We start from the raw sequence: 18,094 nt of genomic DNA on the forward strand, positions 1-18,094 counted from the left end.
GTCCAAGCACACCTGCTCGAACTCCTCAGCATCGACGAAACCCGACCCCGCTGGCTGGAAACCCAAAACCCCACCTGCGAAGTCACCGGCTAGCTCAACGACGGCTCACAGCGACACCCGGACCACCAGCGGCCGGTGGTCCGACACCACCGCGCGCGGCGCCGCCGCCGGGCCCACTGCCGCGCGCGACACCCCGACCGCCAGCACGTGGTCGAACTGCACCGCCGGCCGGTGCGAGGGATAGGTCGGCGTGCGCGCCAGGTCGTACCAGCCCTGCAGCCGCGCCCGCGGCTCCCGCACCCGCCGCCGGCGCGGCTCCGCCAGTGCCGGCCGCACCCGCCGCGCCGCCCGCAGCTCGCGCACCCGCGCCCGGGGCACGGTGCGCTCCAGCGCCGTCGCCCCGCCCAGCACCGTGCGCGGCACCGCGCCGATCAGGTTGAAGTCCCCCAGCACCAGGTACGGCTGCGGCAGGTCGGCGATCCAGCGCCGGATGCCCGCCAGCTGCGCCATGTTCCAGCCCGGGACGAAGGACAGGTGCGCCGCCACCACCGTGAACGGCCCGCGCCCGCCCTCCAGCACCGCCGCCAGAGCCGCCCGCGGTTCGTCCGGCACCGGGGTCAGCCCGCGCCGCCCGGCCACCCGCAGCGGCAGCCCGAACGGCGCCGGGGCGAACCGCCGGGCCCGCCAGTGCCGCACCGGCAGCCGGGTCAGCAGCGCCGTCCCGTACGAGGGCGGGGCGCCGTCGCCCACCTCGCCCGGCCCGTACACCCGCAGCCCGTTCGGCCCGGACGGCTCCGGGACCCAGCCCGCCACCGGTGCCGGGCGCCCGTGCAGCGCGGCGGCGAAGCGCCAGTCGCCGGCGCCCATGGCCGCGGCCGCCACCGCCGCCTGGTCGGTGCCGCCCGAGCGGGCCTGGTGCCGGTCCACCTCCTGCAGGGCCAGCACGTCGACGTCCAGCGCGGCCACCGCCTGCGCCAACGGGGCGCCCGCGTCGGCCGGGTAGGGCCGCGGCGCGCCGTCCGGCGCGAGCGGCTGACCGTGCAACAGGTTGAAGGTGGCGATGCGCAACTGGCTCACACCGCACGACGGTACCCGAGGGGGTGCGGCTTGAGGCGGCAGGGCATACCGGGTATACATACCGAGTATGTCCATCCGCCACGGTCTGCTCGCCCTGCTCGACCAGGGCCCCCGCTACGGCTACCAACTGCGCACCGAGTTCGAGGCCCGCACCGGCGCCACCTGGCCGCTCAACGTCGGGCAGGTCTACACCACGCTCTCCCGACTGGAGCGCGACGGCCTGGTCGAACCCGCCGGCGAGGACGAGGAGGGTCACCAGTTCTACGCCGCCACCGACGCCGGCCGCGCCGAACTGCGGGCCTGGTTCGACACCCCGGTGCCCCGGACCAACCCCCCGCGCGACGAACTCGCCATCAAACTCGCCATGGCCGTCACCGTCCCCGGAGTGGACGTCTGCGCCGTCGTCCAGGGCCAGCGCCGGCACAGCATCAAGGCACTGCAGGACTACACCCGGCTCAAGGGCCGCGCCCTCGCCGGCGAGGCCGGACCCGGCACCGTGCCCACCGGGAGCAACGAACTCGCCTGGCTGCTCGTCCTCGACCAGCTGATCTTCCAGACCGAAGCCGAGATCCGCTGGCTCGACCACTGCGAGACCCGACTCGCCCACCAGGCCGAACTCCACCGGGCCCGCGCCGCCGAAACCGCCCGCGACGCCGAGGCCACACCCAAGAAGCCCACCCGGCTCGGCCGCCGCACCCGCGCCTGAGCCCCAGTCCACCGGCCGGCGCCCCGGCGCCGGACCCGCACCCAGCACAACGGGGGAACCATGTCCCAGAACAAGGGGGGAAGCATGTCCCACACCCGACAGCCCCGGCAGGAACCGGTGCTGCACCTGGAGAACGTCACCCGCGTCCACGGCCAGGGCGCCGCCGAAGTCCAGGCCCTGCGCGGCGTCGACCTCAAGGTCCACCCCGGCGAATTCGTCGCCGTCATGGGCCCCTCCGGCTCCGGCAAGTCCACCCTGCTCACCCTCGCCGGCGGCCTCGACACCCCGACCGACGGCCAGGTCCTCGTCGAAGGCGTCGCCCTCGGCACCCTCACCCGCAAGAAACTCGCCCGGGTCCGCCGCCGCTCCGTCGGCTACGTCTTCCAGGACTACAACCTGATCCCGGCCCTCACCGCCGCCGAGAACATCTCCCTGCCGCGCGAACTCGACGGCCGCTCCGCCCGCTCCGCCCGCCGCGAAGCCCTCGCCGCCCTGGAGGAACTCGGCATCCCCGAACTCGCCGACCGCTTCCCCGACGACATGTCCGGCGGCCAGCAGCAGCGGGTCGCCATCGCCCGCGCCCTGATCGGAGACCGCCGCCTCGTCCTCGCCGACGAACCCACCGGCGCCCTCGACTCCACCACCGGCGAAGCCGTCCTCGCCGTCCTGCGCGCCCGCTGCGACGCCGGCGCCGCCGCCATGATGGTCACCCACGAAGCCCGCCACGCCGCCTGGGCCGACCGCGTGGTCTTCCTGCGCGACGGCCGCATGGTCGACGAATCCGTCAGCCAGGACGCCGCCAGCCTGCTCGTCAGCGCCGCCACCAACAGCAAGCAGGTGGACGAGTGAAGCTCAGCGCCTGGCGGGTCGCCCTGCGCATCGCCCGCCGCGACGCCCTACGCGCCAAGGGCCGCAGCGCCCTGGTCATCGCCATGGTCGCCCTGCCCGTCCTCGGCGTCACCGGCGCCGACGTCTTCTACCGCAGCGCCACCCTCGAACCCGCCGAGAAGGTCGTGCGGATCATGGGCCAGGCCGGCGGCGAACTGGCCATGGACAACCGCGGATCCACCGTCAAACAGGCCCCCGACCCCGACCAGGGCCTCATGGTCGACAACCCCAAGTACACCGCCAAGGACGGCGCCGCCCCGCAGTACACCCCCGCCCAGCAGCGCGCCCTCGACACCGAACCCGCCCAGCTGGCACAGCAGCTGCTCCCGCCCGGCGCCACCCTGGTGCCCGAACGCCAGGGCCCCTACACCGCCACCAGCAGCACCGAGGGCCTGCTCAGCACCCGCACCAGCGAAGCCGACCTGACCGACCCGGTCTGGAACGGCCGGGTCGACCTGATCGAGGGCAGCGCCCCCGCCAACGACCAACAGGCCGCCGTCACCCGCGAGTTCCTCAAGCGCTCCGGCCTCAAGATCGGCGACCGCACCGCCGTCCGCGGCCTGGAGTCCACCCCCTTCACCATCACCGCCGTCGTCGAGTACCCCGGCGAACTGAAGGCCACCGAACTCATCACCCGGCCCGGCACCCTGATCGGAAAACTCGCCGCCCGCGAAGCCGGCAAGGACCACGCCGACGACGCCCCCGACCGCTGGCTCGTCAAGCTCCCCGCCGGAACCGCCCTCGACTGGGCCAAGGTCACCGAACTCAACGGATACGGCTTCACCGTCACCTCCCGCGCCGTCCTCCTCGACCCGCCCGCCCGCGCCGACGTGCCGTACTACGTCGAGACGGACCGGCTCAACCACGGCCGCGGCACCGCCTTCTTCGACCGCACCTCCGTCGTCATCCTCGGCACCGTCGTCGGCATGGCCCTCCTGGAGATCGTCCTCCTCGCGGGCCCCGCCTTCGCCGTCGGGGCCCGGCGCTCCCGACGGCAGCTCGGCCTGCTCGCGGCCGCCGGCGGTGAACGCGCCGACGTCCGCTCGGTCGTCCTCGGCGGCGGCGTCGTCCTCGGCCTCACCGGCGCCGCCGCCGGCCTCGGCATCGGCATCGGCCTGGTCGCCCTGCTGCGCACCCAGGCCGAGGAGTACTCCGGCGCCCGCTTCGGCCACTTCAACCTGCAGCCGCTCGACCTGCTCGGCGTGCTCGCGGTCGGCCTGGTCACCGGCCTGCTCGCCGCCGTCGTCCCCGCCGTCCAGGCCTCCCGCCAGGACGTCGTCTCCGCCCTCACCGGCCGCGACTCGCTCAAGCCCCCGAACCGCAAACTCGCCCTGCTCGGCCTGCTGACGCTCGCCGGCGGCGCCGCGCTCGCCCTGTTCGGCGCCGCCAGCGGCATCGGCAGCCGCAGCCTCGCCGTCATCGGCGGCTCGGCCCTCGCCGAACTCGGCATGGTCCTCCTCACCCCCTACCTGGTCGGCCTGTTCGGCCGGCTCGGCCGCTGGCTCCCGCTCGGCCCCCGGCTCGCCCTGCGCGACTCCGTCCGCCACCGCGGCCGCACCGCCCCCGCCGTCGCCGCCGTGATGGCCGCCGTCGCCGGCTCCGTCGCCGTCAGCGTCTACCTCGCCAGCTACGACGAGCAGTACCGCCGCGACTACGTCGCCTCCGGCGCCCCCGGCGCCGTCATGCTCGGCGGCTGGATCAGCGGCAGCGACGGCAAGCTGCTGCCGCAGATGCGCGACACCGTGGAACGCAGCATCCCCGGCCTCGGCCCGCGCGCCGACGTCTCCAGGGTCAACTACAAGGGCGACTGCACCGACGGCCCCTGCGGCTACATCGAGGTCCTGCTGCCCAAGGAACAGCGCTGCCCGGCTTTCGACCACGACACCGAACCCGGGCCGGGCGAGGTGCAGCGGCTCATGAACACCGACCCGCGCTGCCAGCTCAGCGACCGCCGCGGCAGCCACTACGGCAACCTCACGGCCGGCGACGCCACCCTGCTGCGCAACCTGTACGGCGTCACCGACCCGGCCGCCGGCCGGGCCCTCGCCGACGGCAAGGCCGTGGTCTTCGACCCGCGCTACATCAAGGACGGCAAGCTCGCCCTCGAGTACAACGAGCCGACGGCCGCCGAGACCACCGGCGCGAACCACAAGCCCAAGTACACCGAGGTCGCCGTCGACGCCGTCCTCGCCCCCGCCGCGCTGCCGGCCCACGGCCAGGCCGTGATCAGCCCGGACACCGCCACCCGGCTCGGTTTCACCAGCAAGGAGGCCGGCTCGGTCTGGCTGCCCGAGGCCGCGCCCTCCGACGGCGCCCAGCAGAAGGCCGACGGCGCGCTCGCCAAGCTCACCGACCACAGCGTCCTGAACATCGAGCGCGGCTACCAGTCCAAGGCCGGACTCATCGGCCTCGGCCTGTCCGGCTTCGCCGCCCTGGTCGCCCTCGGCGCGGCCGGCATCGCCACCGGACTGGCCGCCGCCGACTCCCAACGCGACCTGACCACCCTCGCCGCGGTCGGCGCCGAACCCCGGATCAGGCGCTCGCTGTCCGGCTTCCAGTGCGGGGTGATCGCCGCCATGGGCACCCTGCTCGGCACCCTCTGCGGCGTCCTACCGGCCGTGGCCCTGCGCAAGGTGGAAGGCCTGGCCGACTACCCCGGCATGAGCGCCGCGGAACTCGCCAACAGGTCGATCGTGGTCTTCCCCTGGCCGACCATCGCCGCCACCGTCGTGGTGCTGCCGCTGCTCGCGGCGGGGCTGGCGGCGCTGCTCACCCGCTCGCGGATCTCGCTGCTGCGCCGCTCGGGCTGAGCTCCGGGAGTCCTTCCGGCCACCCCCGTCCGCCCTTCCCGGCGGCGGGGGTGACGGAGGTTACAGCCCCGACGGGCGCCGGCAACCGGAGGGCCGGGGCGGGCACCCGTACGGGCGAACTACAGTCGTCGGTATGACGAGAACCCCGGACAGCGCCGTCCGCTCCTTCATCGACCAGCACCAGGCCGCGTTCCTCGCGGACCTGTCCGAGTGGCTGGCCATCCCCTCGGTCTCCGCCGACCCGGACCGGGCCGGCGACGTGCGCCGCTCCGCCGAGTGGCTGGCCGCCAAGCTGCGCGAGACCGGCTTCCCGGTCGCCGAGGTGTGGGAGACCGACGGGCTGCCGGCGGTGTTCGCCGAATGGCCCTCCGGGGACCCGTCCGCGCCGACCGTGCTGGTCTACGGCCACCACGACGTGCAGCCCGCCGCCCAGGAGGACGGCTGGGACACCGAGCCGTTCACCCCGACCGTGGTCGGCGGGCGGCTGTACGCGCGCGGCGCCGCCGACGACAAGGGCCAGGTGTTCTTCCACACCCTGGGGGTGCGCGCCCACCTGGCCGCCACCGGCCGCACCGCGCCGGCCGTCAACCTCAAGCTGCTGATCGAGGGCGAGGAGGAGTCCGGCTCGCCGCACTTCGCCGACCTGGTCCGGCGCGAGGCCGGGCGGCTGGCCGCCGACGTGGTGGTCATCTCCGACACCGGCATGTGGTCCGAGACCACGCCGACCGTCTGCACCGGCATGCGGGGCCTGGCCGACGCCCAGATCGACCTGTACGGGCCGGACACCGACATCCACTCCGGCTCCTTCGGCGGCGCCGTCCCCAACCCGGCGCAGGTCGCGGCCGAGCTGGCCGCCGCCCTGCACGACGCCGACCGCAAGGTCGCGATCCCGGGCTTCTACGACGGGATCGTGGAGCTGACCGACCGCGAGCGCGAGCTGTTCGCCGAGCTGCCCTTCGACGAGGCGCAGTGGCTGCGCGTCGCCAAGTCGTACGGCACCCGCGGCGAGGCCGGGTACTCCACCCTGGAGCGGGTGTGGGCCCGCCCGACCGCCGAGGTCAACGGCATCTGGGGCGGCTACACCGGCCCCGGCGGCAAGACCATCGTGCCGAGCTCGGCGCACCTGAAGCTGTCCTTCCGGCTGGTCGCCGGGATGGAGGTGGAGAAGGTCCGCGAGGCGGTGCGCGCCTGGGTGGCCGAGCGGGTGCCCGAGGGCATCCGGTACGAGCTGGTCTTCCCTGGCGCGACCCGGCCGTGCCTGACCCCGCTGGACCACCCGGCGCTGCAGTCCACCGTCCGTGCGATGGGCCGCGCCTTCGGGCAGAAGATCCTGTTCACCCGCGAGGGCGGCTCCGGCCCCGCCGCCGACCTGCAGGACGTGCTGGGCGCCCCGGTGCTGTTCCTCGGCATCTCGGTGCCCTCGGACGGCTGGCACTCGGTCAACGAGAAGGTCGAGCTGGACCTGCTGGCCAAGGGCGTGGAGACCGCCGCGTACCTGTGGGGCGACCTGGCCGAGAACTTCCGGCCCGGCACGTGAGCGAGCGGAGCGAGCTCACCATTGAGGGGCGCGCGTGGGCGAATGCCCCTGCCGAGCGAAGCGAGGCGGGCGCATGAGCGAGCGGAGCGAGCTCACCATTGAGGGGTGCGCGTGGGCGAATGCCCCTGCCGAGCGAAGCGAGGCGGGCGCATGAGTTCGTTCGGTGCACGGGTCCGTGCACATGGCAGTCAGATCACTCATCCGGATGATTCACCACGTGGGGATGGAACGACGTGAGCACCGTGCCTGAGACCGAGCGCCCACTGGCCCTGGCCAGGTCGGGGGTGGACCGGGCGGCCGAGCACCGGTTCGACGAGCCCTGGCTGGCGGCTGCGTGGAGCCACCCCGCCACCCGGGTGCTGCCGATCGCCGGCGGCGAGGCCTTCGTCGTCGACACCGCGCAGGGCACCGAACTCGTGCTGCTGCCCTCCTTCGAGGCGCCGCAGACCGGGGACCGGTACTTCCTCGGCACCGACGAGGACGGCGTCTCCTACTTCGCGCTGGCCGGCGAGAGCCTGCCCGGCCGGCTGGACGGCGACGCCCGCCCGGCCGGGCTGCGCGAGGTCGGCGCGCTGCTGTCCGACCGGGACGCCGGGCTGCTGGTGCACGCCGTCGCGCTGGAGCACTGGCACCGGCTGCACAGCTTCTGCTCGCGCTGCGGGCACCCGACCGAGAAGGCCGGCGCCGGGCACGTGCGGCGCTGCACCTCCTGCGCGGCCGAGCACTACCCGCGCACCGACCCGGCGGTGATCATGGTGATCACCGACGAGCAGGACCGCTGCCTGCTCGGCCGCCAGGCGCTGTGGCCGGAGGGCCGCTGGTCCACGCTGGCCGGCTTCGTCGAGCCGGGGGAGTCGATCGAGCAGGCGGTGGCCCGCGAGGTGCAGGAGGAGGCGGGGGTGCGGGTCGGCGAGGTCCGCTACGTCGCCAGCCAGCCCTGGCCGTTCCCGTCCAGCCTGATGCTCGGCTTCGCGGGCAAGGCGCTGCCCGGCGGCACCGAGATCACCGTGGACGGCGAGGAGCTCGCCGAGGCGCGCTGGTTCTCCCGCGAGGAGCTGCGGGCCGGGATGGCCGCGGGCGAGATCCTGCCGCCCTCCGGCATCTCGATCGCCCGTCACCTGGTCGAACTCTGGTACGGGGAGCCGCTGCCGGCGACCGCGCGCTGGTAATCCTGTACGAATTTTCGACGCTTCTGCGTGAAAGGGGGCGTGCGGCTTATGCCGCGCGCCCCCGTTTTTCTTTTCCAGCCCTCCCTGAACCCGCCACGACCTGCTGTTCGTGGCCGGACGGGCCAGTTCTGCTACCGCGGGACGCTCCCTTGACCCCACCGTCGACCCGCGCGGACGACATTGCCGGAAACGGCTGAAACCGCGTCACCGCGCTCGCTACATTCACTCGGGTGACAATCCCCCGGGGCACCGCCCAATCCCCCAAATACCAGCGCCTCGCCGCCGACCTGCGCCGCCGGATCGCCGAGGGCGAGTTCACCGCCGACGCCGCCCTGCCGGTCGAGAGCGAACTGGAACGCCAGTACGGCGTCGCCCGCAACACCGTCCGCCTCGCCGTCGACGTCCTCGTCAACGAAGGCCGACTCGTCCGCCTCCAGGGCAAGGGCACCTACCTGCGCGAACACCCCGTCCTCGACCACCGCGCCTACGGCCCCACCCTGGCCCCCGCGCCCCGCGACTGCCTGGGCGCGCCCTCCGACGTCTACCTCGGCGAAGCCGCCGACGCCGGGCGCGAACTCAGCACCGACTTCGAGATGATGATCGTCCGGGCCCGCGTCGACATCGCCGAACGCCTCGGACTGCGCCCCGGCGAGGCCATCGTGGTCCGCCGCCAACTGCGGCTGCTCGACCGCGAGCCCTACTCCATCGAGGAGAGCCACTACCGGGCCGGACTCGCCGCCGGCACCCCGCTGATGGAACCCGACCCCGTCGACGGCGGCGACGAAGCCGTCCTCGCCGCCCTCGGCCGCACCGAGGTCGGCGCCGTCGACCACCTCGTCGCCCGGATGCCCGGCCCCGAGGAGGCCCAGTGGTTCCAGGGCGGCCCCGGCGTCCCGCTCATGGTGCAGACCCGCGTCACCTACGACCGGCGCGGACCCGTACGGGTCATCGAGACCCGCTACTCCGCCGACCGCAGCCGGCTCGTCTACGGCATCGGCGACCTCGGCGCGCGCACCACCCTGCCCGCCCCCGCCGCCCCCGTCGACCCCGCCCGGGCCGACGCGCCGTGACGCGCGCCGACCCGGCCGGGACCGGGCGGATCAGGCCGCCAGGGCCTTCTTGACCTGCAGCAGGCTCGGGTTGGTCATCACGACCCGCTCGCCGCCGCCGGCCGGCTGCACCAGAACCGTCGGCACCGTCTGGTTGCCGTTGTTCACCGACTCCACGAAGGCCGCCGACGTCGGGTCCTCCTCGATGTTGATCTCGGTGTAGCCGATGCCTTCACGGTCCAGCTGGCTCTTGAGGCGGTTGCAGTACCCACACCAGGTCGTGCTGTACATCGTCACAGTGCCGGACATCGAGGGGGCTCCTTCGAAAGAGAGGTTCACGCGGTCCCAGGACCAAACGTCCGTCGGACGGCGGGCATTCCGCCATGCCATCGGTCGGCATGCGGAGTGATCATCCTGCGATCACACCGGGCCTGTGGACAACCCCGCCCCGGTTGTCCCACCGGACTGAGAGGATGGAACGCATGCAGGAAGACCTCTTGAGCGGCAGCCCCTACGACGGCCCCCACGGCTCCCCCTGGGCCGACCCCGGCGCCGCCACGGGCCCCGACGCCGTGCTCGCCGGGCTCGACCCCGAACAGCGCGCCGTCGCCACCGCCCTGCAGGGCCCGGTCTGCGTACTCGCCGGCGCCGGCACCGGCAAGACCCGCGCCATCACCCACCGCATCGCCTACGGCGTGCGCAGCGGCGTCTACCAGCCCGCGCAGGTCCTCGCCGTCACCTTCACCGCCCGCGCCGCCGGCGAGATGCGCGGGCGCCTGCGCCAGCTCGGCGCCGACGGCGTCCAGGCCCGTACCTTCCACGCCGCCGCCCTGCGCCAGCTCCAGTACTTCTGGCCCCGAGCCGTCGGCGGCCCCGTACCCCAGCTCCTCGAACGCAAGGTCCAGCTCGTCGCCGAAGCCGCCGGCCGCTGCGGACTGCGCGTCCAGCGCACCGAACTGCGCGACCTCACCGCCGAGATCGAATGGGCCAAGGTCACCCAGACCGGCCCCGAGGACTACCCCGCCGCCGTCGCCAAGTCCGGCCGCGAAGCCCCCCGCGACCCCGCCGAGACCGCCCAGGTCTACCGCGTCTACGAGGAGACCAAGAGCCGCCGCGGCAGCATCGACTTCGAGGACGTCCTGCTCCTCACCGCCGCCATCCTGGAGGACCGCCCCGACATCGCCGACCAGGTCCGCGCCCAGTACCGGCACTTCACCGTCGACGAGTACCAGGACGTCTCCCCGCTGCAGCAGCGCCTGCTCGACCAGTGGACCGGCCCCGGCGGCGGCGCCAGCCTCTGCGTCGTCGGCGACGCCAGCCAGACCATCTACTCCTTCACCGGCGCCACCCCCGACTACCTCCTCAACTTCCGCAGCCGCCACCCCGAGGCCACCGTCGTCAAACTCGTCCGCGACTACCGCTCCACCCCCCAGGTGGTCCACCTCGCCAACGGACTGCTCGCCCAGGCCCGCGGCGAAGCCGCCCGCCACCGCCTCGAACTCGTCTCCCAGCGCGACGCCGGCCCCGAACCGGTCTACACCGAGTACGAGGACGAACCCACCGAGGCCGAGACCACCGCCCGCCGCATCAAGGACCTCCTCGCCACCGGCGTGCGCGCCAGCGAGATCGCCGTCCTGTTCCGCACCAACGGCCAGTCCGAGGTCTACGAACAGGCCCTCGCCGACCTCGGCGTCCCCTACCAGCTCAAGGGCGCCGAACGGTTCTTCGAACGCCCCGAGGTCCGCGACGCCGGCGTCCTGCTGCGCGGCGCCGCCCGCGCCGCCGCCGACCCGCTCACCGTCGGCGCCCCCGACCTCGCCGGCCAGGTCCGCGCCGTCCTCGCCACCCGCGGCTTCACCCCCGAGCCCCCCGCCGGCTCCGGCGCCGTCCGCGACCGCTGGGAATCCCTCGCCGCCCTCGTCCGCCTCGCCGAGGAGTTCGAGCGCACCCGCACCGCCGACGGCCGCACCACCGACCTCGCCGCCTACGTCGCCGAACTCGACGCCCGCGCCGCCGCCCAGCACGCCCCCGCCGTCGAAGGCGTCACCCTCGCCTCCCTGCACGCCGCCAAGGGCCTCGAATGGGACGCCGTCTTCCTCGTCGGCCTCACCGAGGGCACCCTGCCGATCATCTACGCCAAGACCGACGAACAGATCGAGGAGGAGCGCCGCCTCCTCTACGTCGGCGTCACCCGCGCCCGCAAACACCTCAGCCTCTCCTGGGCCCTCGCCCGCTCCCCGGGCGGCCGCGCCGGCCGCAAGCCCAGCCGCTTCCTCGACGGACTGCGCCCCGGCTCCGCCGCCCCCGGCGCGCGCACCGGCGCGCGGGGTGGAAGGGGGAGCGTCGAGACCGGTGAGCGCTCGGCCGCCCGACGGGTCCGCGGCCCGGTCACCTGCCGGGTCTGCGGCAAGGTCCTCACCGAGGCCGTCGAACGCAAGCTGCGCCGCTGCGAGGACTGCCCCTCCTCCATGGACGAGGGCCTGTACGAGCGGCTGCGCGAGTGGCGGGCCCGGCAGGCCAGGAAGCAGGGGGCCCCGGCCTACGTGGTGTTCACCGACGCGACGCTCATGGCGATCGCCGAGGACGTGCCCTCCAGCAGCCGGGAACTGGCCCTGATCTCCGGGGTCGGCGCCATGAAGCTGGACAAGTACGGGGCCGCCGTGCTCTCGTTGTGTGCGGGGGAGGAGCCCGAGGAGGATCCGGACGGCGTCGAGGACGACGGTCCGGTCGATCCGGCGTGAGTCGGCGCGGGCGCGGTCCAGGGGACTGCTCGGGGGACTTCGAAGCCGCCGCGGAACGTGTCGCGGATCGTGCCGTGTAACGCGCCGCGGAACTCGCGTGAAAAATAGTTTGCGCGGCATACCGGGAGCGCAATAGCCTGCCGGAGCGGTCAAGGGGACGCGGTCGCACGGGGTGACACCTGTGCCGATTCCCCTCGCCCCACAGCTTTACCGAGACAGACATCCGAACATTCGGAGCCAGGGGAACCAGGCTCCGCGAGACGCCGAGAGGAGGCGAAGACAGTGGGAAACATCATGATCACCAAAATGACTGGCCAGACCGTTGTCGCTGCCTCCCTGCGTGCCGCCCGCCTGCGGGCGCTCGCCGAGCTCGGTGGAACCGGTCTGGGTCTCGACGCCACCGGTGTCTCCGTCGCCTCCGTCGCCTCCCTTGTCAGTGGTCTTGGACACACTGATCTGCGCATCACGGGTGGCAGGAGTGTCGAAGGCACCGTTGTCGAGGCCGGTCTGTCCCGTGACTGGGCGTCGGTTGGCACGTCGCGTCCCATCTGCGATGAGCGACCGATCCAGGCACCGAAGGCGGCCGTAGCCGCCGCCATGCATGGCGGCTATGCGCAGGTCATCGGTGCCGGAAACGCCCAGAAGCAGAACGAGCAGCAGATCAAGCAGGCCGTGGCCGCCTTTATCGGCGCCAAGGCCATCCGGATGCGGGCCTTCCGCGGGCCTGAACCCTGGAGAGAACGAACCTGAGTCAGCCTCAGGTCGGCACCTCCAGGGCCGCGGAACCCGTCACACCGGGATCCGCGGCCCTTCTGTTTTGTCCGGTACGCAAGACCACCCAGGCCCCCCGGGGCCTCCGGCCCAGCACCACCAGTCCACTGGGCCGGAACCACTGAGAAGACGAGGAAGACGCCCACAGTGTCCACGGTCATCACGCCGCCCATCCCGTCCGTACCGCCGACAAGCCAGATCACCAAGGCCGACCAGGCCGACCCCCCGGAGGTTCCTTCCATGCAGATCAGCTCGATCGAGCAGGCCGAGGCACTCGGTCTCCCCATCCCCTGCCGTGCCTTCGACCCCGAGGTCTTCTTCGCCGAGACGCCCGCCGACGTCGAGTACGCGAAGTCCCTCTGCGGCACCTGCCCGGTGAAGGAGGCCTGCCTGGCCGGCGCCCTGGAGCGGCGCGAGCCGTGGGGTGTCTGGGGTGGCGAGCTCTTCGTCCAGGGTGTCGTCGTGGCCCGCAAGCGGCCGCGTGGCCGTCCGCGCAAGACCGAGGTCATGGCGTGAACCCCGCCGACCACGCCAGGGCCGTCCGCCGGGGAGAGCAGCCCCCGCTGGACACCGCCCTCCGCCGGTCCGTACGGATCGCCGCCGCCAGGGCCGACTCAGCGGCCCGCACCCGCCCATTCCCGAGCACGCACCACGAGCAGGACCACCACATGACCCCCGCCGCTATCGATCCGACCGTCCGCGCCGAGCAGACCACCGAACTCCAGACCCAGAACAGGATCCTCGAGATGCAACTCCTGCATGAATCCCTGGCCCGTGCCCATATGCAAGACAGGCTGCACGAGGCCGAGAACCAACGGCTCGTCAGCCGGGTCGTCCGGGCCCGCAAGCTCCGGCAGCGGGCCGAGCGGGCCTCGCTGCGGGCCCGCAAGGCCCTCGCCGTCGCGCTGATGTAAGCGCCGACCGCCGTAGTACCGCCCCTGTCGTGCCGCAGGCCGCCCCCGTCCACGGGAGCGGCCTGCGGCCGTTCGGCGCCCTCGGTCAGCCCTTGCGGGCGGGCTTGGCGCGCCGCACGGGCTTCGCCGGCTCCGCGGACGGCCCGTCCGAGAACTCGGGCAGCCACTGGAGCATCTCGGCGCGGAACGGCGCCTTGGCGCCCAGCTGACACAGCACCCCGATGGTGCTCAGCGTCACCCGGTGGATCAGCAGGTACGCGGGCGGCAGGTTCAGCTGCTTGCCCAGGTTGTAGGCGGGCGAACGCGGATCGGCGATCCGGGCCGCCTGGGCGCGCATCCACGCCCGGGTGAAGTGGAAGGTGTCCACCGCGGCCGGCTCGATGATCGGCAACAGGTAGTCCAGCACCGCGTCCGGGTCCAACCGGATCGAGGGCTTCACGAATCCCTCCTCCCGCAGCATCTTCAGCACGCCCGCCGCGTCCCCGGCCAGCGCCATCCGCAGCGAGGCCCCGATCGGCCCGGGCAGCCCGCCCGGCAGCCGGTCCACCGTGCCGAAGTCCAGCACGCCCAGCCGCCAGCCCGACGCCGGGCCGTCGTCCTTCAGTAGCCGGAAGTTGCCCGGGTGCGGGTCCGCGTGCAGCAGACCGGTCCGGGACGGGCCGGCGAACAGGAACCGGGCCAGCAGCTGACCCGCACGGTCGCGCTCCTCCTGGGTGCCGCTCGCGATCACCTCGGCCAGCGGGGTGCCGTCCATCCACTCGGTGATCAGCACCTGGTCGGCCTGCGCCACCACACCCGGCACCAGGATGTCCGGGTCCTTCGCGAACTCCTCCGCGTGCCGGCGCTGGGCCTGCGCCTCCAGCTCGTAGTCCAGCTCCTCCGAGACCCGCTCGCGCAGCTCGGTGATCAGCGGCTTGACGTCCAGCCCGGGGATCAGCGGACCGAGCAGCCAGGCCACCCGGCCCAGCTGGGACAGGTCGGCGAGCAGCGCGTCGCCCGCGCCCGGGTACTGCACCTTCACCGCGACCCGTCTGCCGTCGTGCCAGACCGCCCGGTGCACCTGGCCGATCGAGGCGGCCGCCGCCGGGCGGTCGTCGAACTCCCGGAACAGCTCGCGCCAGCCGTCCCCGAGCCGCTGGGCGAGCGCGGTGTGCACCTTGGCGGCGGGCATCGGGGGAGCGGCGTCCTGCAGCTTGGTGAGCGCGGCCCGGTACGGCCCGGCGACCTCCTCGGGCAACGCGGCCTCGAAGACGGACAGCACCTGCCCGAACTTCATCGCCCCGCCCTTGAGTTCGCCGAGCACCTTGAACAGCTGGTCGGCGGTGGCCTGCTGGAGCTCGGCCGTGACCACCTCCGCGGAGCGGCCGCCGATCCGCCTGCCCAGCCCGAGCGTGGCGCGTCCGGCTATCCCCAGCGGCAGGGCGGCGAGCCGTGCCGTGCGGGTCACTGCCTTGCGCGGAAGATCGCTCACCCGGGGCCTCCAATCGCTGGCCCCCCGACACCGGACGGCCCACATCATTACGCCATTGTGCCCGCTCCCCATCCCGCTGCCGCCGGTATTTCACGGGGCGGGAGGGCGGCGCTGCTCCTACGCGGGGTTCCTTGAGGGTTCCTCGGCGGGTTCCTCGGCGGATTCCCCCGCGGGTTCCTCGGCGGTTCCAGGGCGGGGAGCCGGGCGGCCCGGTCCGGTGGGCCGCCGGGTCAGCGGGGCAGCCGCAGGGCGAGGCCGTCCAGGACGACCTCCAGGCCGTAGCGGAACTTGGCGTCGCGGACGGCGGCCGGGTCCTCGGCGGCGGCCGTGGAGTCGCCGTTGAGGTGCTCGTACCCGACGGTGGCCTGCTGGGCGGCGGGCATCAGACGGGCGACGAACTCGGCCTCGCTCTCGCCGGAGCGGGCCACGGCGGTGAGCCAGGCCGCCTCGGCGGTGCTCATGCCGACGACGTAGGAGATGAGGGTCTCGATCGCCCGGGCCGGCTCGGGGAACGCGGCCGCGGTGAAGAGGGCGGCAAGCCGCTCGGAGAAGGACATCAGGTTGGGGCCGAGGTAGACGAGACCGGCCTGGCCCAGCACCGAGGACAGCCAGGGGTGGCGCAGGGTGGTCGCCCGGAAGGCCTGGGCGGCCTCGACAGCGGCGGCGCGCCAGTCGGGGCTGTCGGCGGGCGGGAGGGCGATCTCGCCGAAGACCTCGTCCACCGCGAGCTCCATCAGCTCGTCCTTGGTCGCCACGTGGCGGTAGAGGGAGGTCGCACCCGCGTTCAGGCGGGTGGCGAGCTTGCGCATGCTCAGGGCCTCGATGCCCTCGGCGTCCAGCATCACGACCGCCTCGCGGACGATCGCGGCCCGGCTCAGGGCGGGCTGCTCGGGCTCGCGCTGGGGACGGGCCCAGACGGACGGGACGGGGTTCGTTCGGGCGGACATGGGCGGCTCCTCTTCCTGGGCCCTCGCGCTGTTTCCGCTGCTTCCGCCGGCTTTCGCCGGGGGCGTGGGCGCGTGGGTGTTCGGGCGCTGCTTCCGGTGCCGGTCGTGCCGCCGCCCGGCGGCGCGATGCGTACACCGTTCGCATTGAGCGTACAGGAGTCGAGTGTTGCGCACACTGTTCCGCTGTGCGTACAGTGTTCGCATCGACGGAACGAAGTGCGCATCGAGGGAACGCTGTGCGCAGAAGGGGAGGGTGTCCGATGGCAACCAGCAACTCGGCCGAGGGCCGCGTCGAGAGCCGCAATCCACACCGCTGGTGGATCCTGATCGTGCTCTGCCTGAGCTCGCTCGTCCTGGTGGTCGACAGCATGGCCCTCACGGTCGCGGTGCCCTCGATGACCGCCGACCTCGGTGCCGGCGCCCAGGACACCCAGTGGATCCTCGACTCCTACGTCCTGGTCTTCGCCGGACTGCTGCTCGCCGCGGGCAGCCTCGGTGACCGGTTCGGCCGCCGCAAGGTCATGATCATCGGACTGCTGCTCTTCGGGGCCGCGTCGCTCGCGGCGACCTTCTGCACCAGCCCCGGCGAGGTCATCGCGGCGCGGATCGCGATGGGCGTCGGCGGTGCGCTGATCATGCCCTCGACGCTGTCGATCCTCATCACCGTCTTCGACGAGGACGAGCGCAACAAGGCGATGGCCGCATGGGGCTCGGTGGCGATGCTCGGACTGGTCGGCAGTCCGGTGCTGGGCGGAGTGCTGATCAACCACTTCTCGTGGCACTCGATCTTCTTCATCAACGTGCCGGTCGTCGCGCTGGCGATCCTGGCCGGGCTGCTGCTGATGCCGGAGTCCAAGGGCCCGTGGCAGAAGCCCGACCCGCTCGGCGCGGTGCTCTCCGCCGTCGGCATGACCGCGCTGGTCTGGTGGATCATCGAGATCCCCCAGCACGGTGCCTTCGCCGGCCGGTCGCTGGTCACCCTGGTCGTCGCGGTCCTCGCCCTCGCTGGGTTCGTGGTGTGGGAGAACGTCACCTCCGCTCCGATGGTGCCGCTGGCGCTCTTCAAGGCCCGTAATTTCAGTGGGGGTTCGCTGTCGCTGACCCTGGTGCAGATCGGCAACGGCGGCCTGCTGCTGGTGCTCACCCAGTACCTGCAGTTCGTGCTCGGGTACTCGCCGGTCAAGGCGGGCCTCGCGTTCCTGCCGCTGGCCGTCGCCGCGCTGCTCGGTAACGGGGTCGGCGCCAAGCTCGCGGCGAAGCTCGGCAACCGGCTGCTGATCCTCGCCGGGATGCTCGTCATGGCCTCCTCGTTCGCGCTGCTGACCACCGTCTCGGCGGACACCGGCTTCGCCGTCCCGGCGACGGCGCTCGGACTGCTCGGCCTCGGCGCGGGCCTGGCGATGCCGGCGGCGGTGGGCGCGCTGATGGGGACCATTCCGCCGGAGCGGGCGGGCGTCGGCTCGGCGCTGAACGACACCATCCAGCAGGCCGGTACGGCGCTCGGCATCGCGATCCTGGGCTCGCTGCTGTCGAGCGGCTTCGCGAGCCGGATGCCCACCGGGACGCCGGACCAGGCGAAGCACTCCATCGCCGGGGCTCTGGCGATCGCGAACGGGGACGCCGGGCTGGTGCGGACCGCCCGGGAGGCGTTCACCGGGGCGATGTCGACGACCTTCACGGTCAGCGCGGTCGGGGTGCTGGCGGCGGCGCTGGTGGCCGTGCTGGTGATGCGGGAGCGGAAGGTGAAGGAGGGCGCGGTTGCGCAGAATGTGGAGGAGGCCGGGATCGCCGCCTGAGGCCGGTTCGACCAGGTCGGTTCACCGAGAAGGCCGGTGCCCTGGGGGCGCCGGCCTTCGGCGTTGGCCGGGGGTCTGCACGAGAAGTCGGCGGGGCCGACTTCTCGTGCAGGGGCGTTGGGGCTAGATGACTGATGCCAAGGGGTTCAGTGGTCATACGCGGTCAGGGAGCGCATGACGGGTTGTCCGGTGCGGTCGTTGTGCCAGATCGCGGCGGT

Annotated in this window: 15 protein-coding genes; 11 read left to right on the plus strand and 4 right to left on the minus strand. The window is 73.2% G+C overall.

What is annotated here, in order from left to right:
- Positions 1-105 precede the first annotated feature (105 nt).
- On the minus strand, positions 106-1,077 hold the full coding sequence (locus tag ACFQ87_RS39910; protein ID WP_380615860.1) for an endonuclease/exonuclease/phosphatase family protein: 972 nt from the start codon (positions 1,075-1,077) through the stop codon (positions 106-108).
- A 67-nt stretch (positions 1,078-1,144) separates the two neighbouring features.
- On the opposite strand from ACFQ87_RS39910, the gene ACFQ87_RS39915 reads away from it, so the two are divergent.
- The 6 genes from ACFQ87_RS39915 to ACFQ87_RS39940 all read left to right on the plus strand — a co-directional run bounded on the left by ACFQ87_RS39915 (position 1,145) and on the right by ACFQ87_RS39940 (position 9,257).
- Positions 1,145-1,783, plus strand: a complete 639-nt coding sequence (locus tag ACFQ87_RS39915) for a PadR family transcriptional regulator (RefSeq protein WP_380615861.1) — start codon at positions 1,145-1,147, stop codon at positions 1,781-1,783.
- 84 nt (positions 1,784-1,867) lie between these two features.
- The gene (locus tag ACFQ87_RS39920) at positions 1,868-2,632 is read left to right on the plus strand and encodes an ABC transporter ATP-binding protein (protein ID WP_380615862.1); all 765 of its coding nucleotides are present in this window, start codon (positions 1,868-1,870) and stop codon (positions 2,630-2,632) included.
- Positions 2,629-5,481, plus strand: a complete 2,853-nt coding sequence (locus ACFQ87_RS39925; RefSeq protein WP_380615863.1) for an ABC transporter permease — start codon at positions 2,629-2,631, stop codon at positions 5,479-5,481. Before ACFQ87_RS39920 ends, ACFQ87_RS39925 begins: the two co-directional genes overlap by 4 nt.
- A gap of 133 nt (positions 5,482-5,614) precedes the next feature.
- Complete coding sequence (locus ACFQ87_RS39930; protein ID WP_380615864.1) at positions 5,615-7,018, plus strand: dipeptidase; 1,404 nt, start codon at positions 5,615-5,617, stop codon at positions 7,016-7,018.
- A gap of 233 nt (positions 7,019-7,251) precedes the next feature.
- The gene (nudC, locus tag ACFQ87_RS39935; RefSeq protein WP_380615865.1) at positions 7,252-8,187 is read left to right on the plus strand and encodes an NAD(+) diphosphatase; all 936 of its coding nucleotides are present in this window, start codon (positions 7,252-7,254) and stop codon (positions 8,185-8,187) included.
- Between the two features lie 230 nt (positions 8,188-8,417).
- On the plus strand, positions 8,418-9,257 hold the full coding sequence (locus ACFQ87_RS39940; protein WP_380615866.1) for a GntR family transcriptional regulator: 840 nt from the start codon (positions 8,418-8,420) through the stop codon (positions 9,255-9,257).
- A gap of 30 nt (positions 9,258-9,287) precedes the next feature.
- On the opposite strand, the gene ACFQ87_RS39945 is transcribed toward ACFQ87_RS39940, so the two are convergent.
- On the minus strand, positions 9,288-9,545 hold the full coding sequence (locus ACFQ87_RS39945; RefSeq protein WP_380615867.1) for a mycoredoxin: 258 nt from the start codon (positions 9,543-9,545) through the stop codon (positions 9,288-9,290).
- A gap of 164 nt (positions 9,546-9,709) precedes the next feature.
- On the opposite strand from ACFQ87_RS39945, the gene ACFQ87_RS39950 reads away from it, so the two are divergent.
- The 4 genes from ACFQ87_RS39950 to ACFQ87_RS39965 all read left to right on the plus strand — a co-directional run bounded on the left by ACFQ87_RS39950 (position 9,710) and on the right by ACFQ87_RS39965 (position 13,662).
- A complete protein-coding gene (locus ACFQ87_RS39950; RefSeq protein WP_380615868.1) occupies positions 9,710-11,977 on the plus strand; it encodes an ATP-dependent DNA helicase UvrD2 in 2,268 nt (755 codons plus the stop codon).
- 282 nt (positions 11,978-12,259) lie between these two features.
- On the plus strand, positions 12,260-12,727 hold the full coding sequence (locus ACFQ87_RS39955) for a hypothetical protein (RefSeq protein ID WP_380615869.1): 468 nt from the start codon (positions 12,260-12,262) through the stop codon (positions 12,725-12,727).
- Between the two features lie 168 nt (positions 12,728-12,895).
- Complete coding sequence (locus ACFQ87_RS39960; RefSeq protein WP_380615870.1) at positions 12,896-13,264, plus strand: WhiB family transcriptional regulator; 369 nt, start codon at positions 12,896-12,898, stop codon at positions 13,262-13,264.
- The gene (locus ACFQ87_RS39965; protein WP_380615871.1) at positions 13,261-13,662 is read left to right on the plus strand and encodes a hypothetical protein; all 402 of its coding nucleotides are present in this window, start codon (positions 13,261-13,263) and stop codon (positions 13,660-13,662) included. The genes ACFQ87_RS39960 and ACFQ87_RS39965 overlap by 4 nt, the downstream gene beginning before the upstream one ends.
- A gap of 85 nt (positions 13,663-13,747) precedes the next feature.
- Here ACFQ87_RS39965 and ACFQ87_RS39970 read toward each other — a convergent pair whose 3' ends face one another.
- Together ACFQ87_RS39970 and ACFQ87_RS39975 are read right to left on the minus strand one after the other, a co-directional pair.
- The gene (locus tag ACFQ87_RS39970) at positions 13,748-15,133 is read right to left on the minus strand and encodes an ABC1 kinase family protein (protein ID WP_380615872.1); all 1,386 of its coding nucleotides are present in this window, start codon (positions 15,131-15,133) and stop codon (positions 13,748-13,750) included.
- 230 nt (positions 15,134-15,363) lie between these two features.
- Positions 15,364-16,080 (minus strand): TetR/AcrR family transcriptional regulator, encoded by a 717-nt coding sequence (locus ACFQ87_RS39975; protein ID WP_380615873.1) that lies wholly within the window; start codon positions 16,078-16,080, stop codon positions 15,364-15,366.
- A 260-nt stretch (positions 16,081-16,340) separates the two neighbouring features.
- Here ACFQ87_RS39975 and ACFQ87_RS39980 point away from each other — a divergent pair, with 260 nt between their 5' ends.
- On the plus strand, positions 16,341-17,876 hold the full coding sequence (locus ACFQ87_RS39980; RefSeq protein ID WP_380615874.1) for an MFS transporter: 1,536 nt from the start codon (positions 16,341-16,343) through the stop codon (positions 17,874-17,876).
- The last annotated feature ends 218 nt before the right edge of the window (positions 17,877-18,094 follow it).

The sequence above is a fragment of the Kitasatospora sp. NPDC056531 genome (assembly GCF_042794375.1).
Lineage (GTDB): Bacteria > Actinomycetota > Actinomycetes > Streptomycetales > Streptomycetaceae > Kitasatospora.

Bases quoted from the DNA above. Each gene is read 5' to 3' on its own strand.
- ACFQ87_RS39980 (WP_380615874.1), top strand. From the start codon at position 16,341: ATGGCAACCAGCAACTCGGCCGAGGGCCGCGTCGAGAGCCGCAATCCA.
- ACFQ87_RS39920 (WP_380615862.1), top strand. From the start codon at position 1,868: ATGTCCCACACCCGACAGCCCCGGCAGGAACCGGTGCTGCACCTGGAG.
- ACFQ87_RS39975 (WP_380615873.1), bottom strand. From the start codon at position 16,080: ATGTCCGCCCGAACGAACCCCGTCCCGTCCGTCTGGGCCCGTCCCCAG.
- ACFQ87_RS39945 (WP_380615867.1), bottom strand. From the start codon at position 9,545: ATGTCCGGCACTGTGACGATGTACAGCACGACCTGGTGTGGGTACTGC.
- ACFQ87_RS39915 (WP_380615861.1), top strand. From the start codon at position 1,145: ATGTCCATCCGCCACGGTCTGCTCGCCCTGCTCGACCAGGGCCCCCGC.
- ACFQ87_RS39930 (WP_380615864.1), top strand. From the start codon at position 5,615: ATGACGAGAACCCCGGACAGCGCCGTCCGCTCCTTCATCGACCAGCAC.
- ACFQ87_RS39950 (WP_380615868.1), top strand. From the start codon at position 9,710: ATGGAACGCATGCAGGAAGACCTCTTGAGCGGCAGCCCCTACGACGGC.